Origin of the sequence: Mycobacterium sp. (genome assembly GCF_050701675.1) — a bacterium.
In the GTDB taxonomy this organism is placed as follows: domain Bacteria; phylum Actinomycetota; class Actinomycetes; order Mycobacteriales; family Mycobacteriaceae; genus Mycobacterium.
In genome coordinates this window covers 1-3,322 of record NZ_JBOGDD010000006.1, presented here as the reverse complement: position 1 = coordinate 3,322, position 3,322 = coordinate 1, and the positions used below count along the sequence as shown (strand labels likewise).

The 3,322-nt window shown below is 67.2% G+C and carries 3 protein-coding genes and 1 pseudogene; 2 read left to right on the top strand and 2 right to left on the bottom strand.

Annotated elements, in window-relative coordinates:
• Nucleotides 1-10: 10 nt before the first annotated feature.
• Nucleotides 11-871 carry a DUF559 domain-containing protein gene (locus ACRDUX_RS00125; protein ID WP_526409833.1) on the bottom strand — a complete coding sequence of 287 codons (861 nt, stop codon included), beginning with the start codon at nucleotides 869-871 and terminating at the stop codon, nucleotides 11-13.
• Nucleotides 872-989: 118 nt separating this feature from the next.
• On the bottom strand, nucleotides 990-1,736 hold the full coding sequence (gene trhA, locus ACRDUX_RS00120; protein ID WP_526409831.1) for a PAQR family membrane homeostasis protein TrhA: 747 nt from the start codon (nucleotides 1,734-1,736) through the stop codon (nucleotides 990-992).
• A 68-nt stretch (nucleotides 1,737-1,804) separates the two neighbouring features.
• Here trhA and ACRDUX_RS00115 point away from each other — a divergent pair, with 68 nt between their 5' ends.
• Both ACRDUX_RS00115 and ACRDUX_RS00110 read left to right on the top strand, forming a co-directional pair.
• Nucleotides 1,805-2,599: a (2Z,6E)-farnesyl diphosphate synthase gene (locus ACRDUX_RS00115; RefSeq protein WP_526409829.1), complete on the top strand. Its 795-nt coding sequence runs from the start codon at nucleotides 1,805-1,807 to the stop codon at nucleotides 2,597-2,599.
• 27 nt (nucleotides 2,600-2,626) lie between these two features.
• A pseudogene (locus ACRDUX_RS00110) lies at nucleotides 2,627-3,322 on the top strand (hypothetical protein); the annotation flags it as partial.

Sequence of the window (3,322 nt, the reverse complement as noted above, 5' to 3'; positions counted from 1 at the left end):
TGGGCGCGGATCAGCGCGCCGAAATCGCGTACCGGATCTCGGCGATGACCCGCTCCGGATACTCCGTCAGGTCTAGCCAGGTGAAGCGGAGCACCTGCCACCCCGCGAGGATGATCGCGTTCTGTCGCACTCGGTCGTGATGGAAGTCATCCGAATCGCTGTGAAATGCCAGGCCGTCGGTTTCCAGCGCGAGCTTCAAGCCGGGGAAGCCGACGTCGACGTGGTACCCGGCCACTGGATGGTTGCCGATCCAGCCCGTAATGCCCGCGTCCTTCAGTAGGCGGATCAATAGCCGCTCTGCGGCGGAACGTGCTCCGTCCTCCGCGGCTTGAAGCAGTAGGCGGGCGGCGGGCGAGCCGTGTCGCCCCTTGTTGCGCAGGTGCGCGGCCCACAGGGGTTTCAGCTCGACGTGGCGTTGGAGTGCCGAATCCATCAACTTGGGTCCGCCCCCTCGGCGGACGGCGGCCTCGATCACCGTGAGGTCGATAGCAGTGAGCTGCAATCCGCGCCGCTCGACGATGTCAACAGCCGTCAAGTCGCGGCGGCGCACTCGCGACCCACTGTGGCACCGGCCGTGGCTGTTCCGCGGCACCGTCACCTCCACGATGTCGGGTGCATACCTCGTGACGCCGTGCCACCACGCGGCAGCCAACCCGCTCGCGGCGGCGCGTGAACCGTGGCCCCATACCGTCGCCCGGATCCGCGCCGCGTCGGTGAACGGACGGTCGTCGACGAAGTAGACGCCTGGAGAGCACCGTCGCCAATGGCCGGCGCGCGCACGTCGTTCCACGACGTCGTTGTTCAGCCCAAGCCCGCGAGCGTGCGCGGTCGTGATGACGCCGTCGTGGCACCGCAGGAAATCATCAAGCATCCCCGATAGACGGTGTGCCCACCGTAAATGGTTCCGGGTCTGGCGATTCGGGAGCGCTAATCCGCGGTGGGCGCGGATCAGCGCGCCGAAATCGCGAGGGAGGGGGAGCGAGTGGGGGCTAGCCGCTGAAGACGGCGAACCACATCGCGATGTAGTGGCAGATCGCCGCGACCGCGGTGCACGCGTGGAAGAACTCGTGGTGCCCGAACGTCGTCGGCCATGGATTGGGCCACTTCAGTCCGTAGAGCACGCCGCCGACGCTGTACAGAGCGCCGCCGACGATGAGCAGCACCAGCGCAGCCACCCCGGCGCCATGCATGATCGGCACGATGAAGAACGCGGCCACCCACCCAAGCAGCAGATAGAGCGGCACGCCCACCCAGGCTGGCGCAGACGGCCAGAACATCTTCAACAGCACACCCGCGATCGCGCCGGCCCAGACGATCCAGAACAGCACCATGCCCTGCTCGGACGGCAACGCGAGGAGGGCGAACGGGGTGTAGCTGCCCGCGATGAACACGAAGATCATCGAGTGGTCCAGGCGCTTCATCCACTTGCGGGCGTCAGGCGACGTCCAGGTCACGCGGTGGTAGGTCGCGCTCACGGCGAACATCGCGACGATCGTGAACGTGTACAGCAGCGTGGCAAGGCCGGCGCGGGTGGATTGCACCGACCACGACACCGACACCAGCGCGGCGCCTGCGATCACCGCCACGATCGCCGAGTAGAGGTGAATCCAGCCCCGGGCACGCGGCTTGCCGAGGAACTGGGCTACGCCGTCGGCGACCGCCTCGGGAAGGTCCTCCGCCTCGCGATGGGTGGTTCCTGGCGAATCGGGATCGGTGGTGCCGGTCGGCAATGTCATGTCACGTGTCATGTCACCTCCGCAATCTCGCATGGGGCTACCCGTCGATAACAGTAGTCTGGATCCTCGTGGAACTCATTCCCCCGCGGCTCAAGGAACCGGCCTACCGGGTCTACGAGGCGCGCCTGCGCCACCAGCTGGCACGATCGAAATCCCAACTGCCCAGGCACATCGCCGTGCTGTGTGACGGCAACCGCCGCTGGGCTCGTGATGAGGGCCACGAAGACGTCAGCTACGGCTACCGCATGGGTGCCGCGAAGATCGCCGAGATGCTGCGCTGGTGTCAGGAATCCGGCGTCGAAATGGCGACGGTGTATCTGCTGTCCACCGAGAATCTGCAACGCGACCCCACCGAGCTGGCGTCGCTCATCGACATCATCACCGGAGTCGTCGAGGAGATCTGCGCTCCCGTCAACCACTGGAGCGTGCGCACGGTCGGCGATCTCGAGCTGCTGGGCCAGGAGTCGGCCCGTCGATTGCGTGACGCGGTGGAGGGGACGGCTCCGACCAAGGTGGCGCCGTTCCACGTCAACGTCGCCGTCGGGTATGGCGGGCGCCAGGAGATCGCGGACGCGGTGCGCGCCTTGCTGAGCAAGGAGGTCGCCAACGGGGCGTCCGCCGAGCAGTTGATCGAATCGGTCACCGTCGAGGGGATCTCCGAGAACCTCTACACGTCCGGTCAGCCCGATCCCGATCTGGTGATCAGAACCTCGGGCGAACAGCGACTCTCGGGCTTTCTGCTGTGGCAGAGCGCCTACTCGGAGATGTGGTTCACCGAGGCGCACTGGCCCGCCTTCCGTCGGGTCGACTTCCTCCGCGCGCTGCGCGACTACACGCTGCGAGATCGCCGCTACGGCAGTTGAACGGCATCGACGTGGGAGACTGATCACGTGGCTGCGATGTCCGCAGTGGTCTTCTCCCTGAGCTGGTGGCTCGGGCTCTACCTGTTGGCGCGCGGCCCCCGAAAACCCGTTCTGTTTCTCGCCGCGGTCGGACTGACCAGTTTTGCCGTCGTGGTGGCGCTGGACGCCGTCCGTCACCTCAGTACCTCGCATGCCGCGGTGCTGAGCCACGTCGAGGTGTATCTCGCCGTGGTGCCAGGTATCGCGTGGGTTGCGGTGCTCCTGGAACTCTCGCGGCCGGCTGACACGTGGCGCAGCCGGGCCGGCGAGCTGGTGACGGTCGCCGTCGTCGCGGCCCTTGCCGTGACCGGTGCCGCGATGGCCCGCTCGGTCGACGGTCCGCTTCGACTTGGGCACTGGGTGATGTTCGCGGTGATCTCACTGTCCACGCTCGGCGCCATGGCCGTCGCCCTGCGACGCCCACGCAAGCCGCGGCGCGTGATCGGCGTGGCCGTCATCGCGACGCTGTTCTTCGCGTTGGGCAACGCCATCCTCGTCATCCCGCTCGGGCTGGTGCCGAGCTGGCTGGCGTTGGCGCTGACGGGGTTCGACGTGTTGACGCTCGGCATGGCCGTCGCGCTGTGGGACGCCTTCGACGAGGGGCAGGCGCTGCGGGCCGACATGCTGCGGTCGTTCACCGCCAGCGTCGCCGTCGCCGTGCTCTTCGGCGGGCAAGTGCTCGTC

What these genes read in the sequence shown, in the direction of transcription:
- ACRDUX_RS00125 (WP_526409833.1), bottom strand. Translation starts at nt 871, where the DNA reads ATGCTTGATGATTTCCTGCGGTGCCACGACGGCGTCATCACGACCGCG.
- trhA (WP_526409831.1), bottom strand. Translation starts at nt 1,736, where the DNA reads ATGACATTGCCGACCGGCACCACCGATCCCGATTCGCCAGGAACCACC.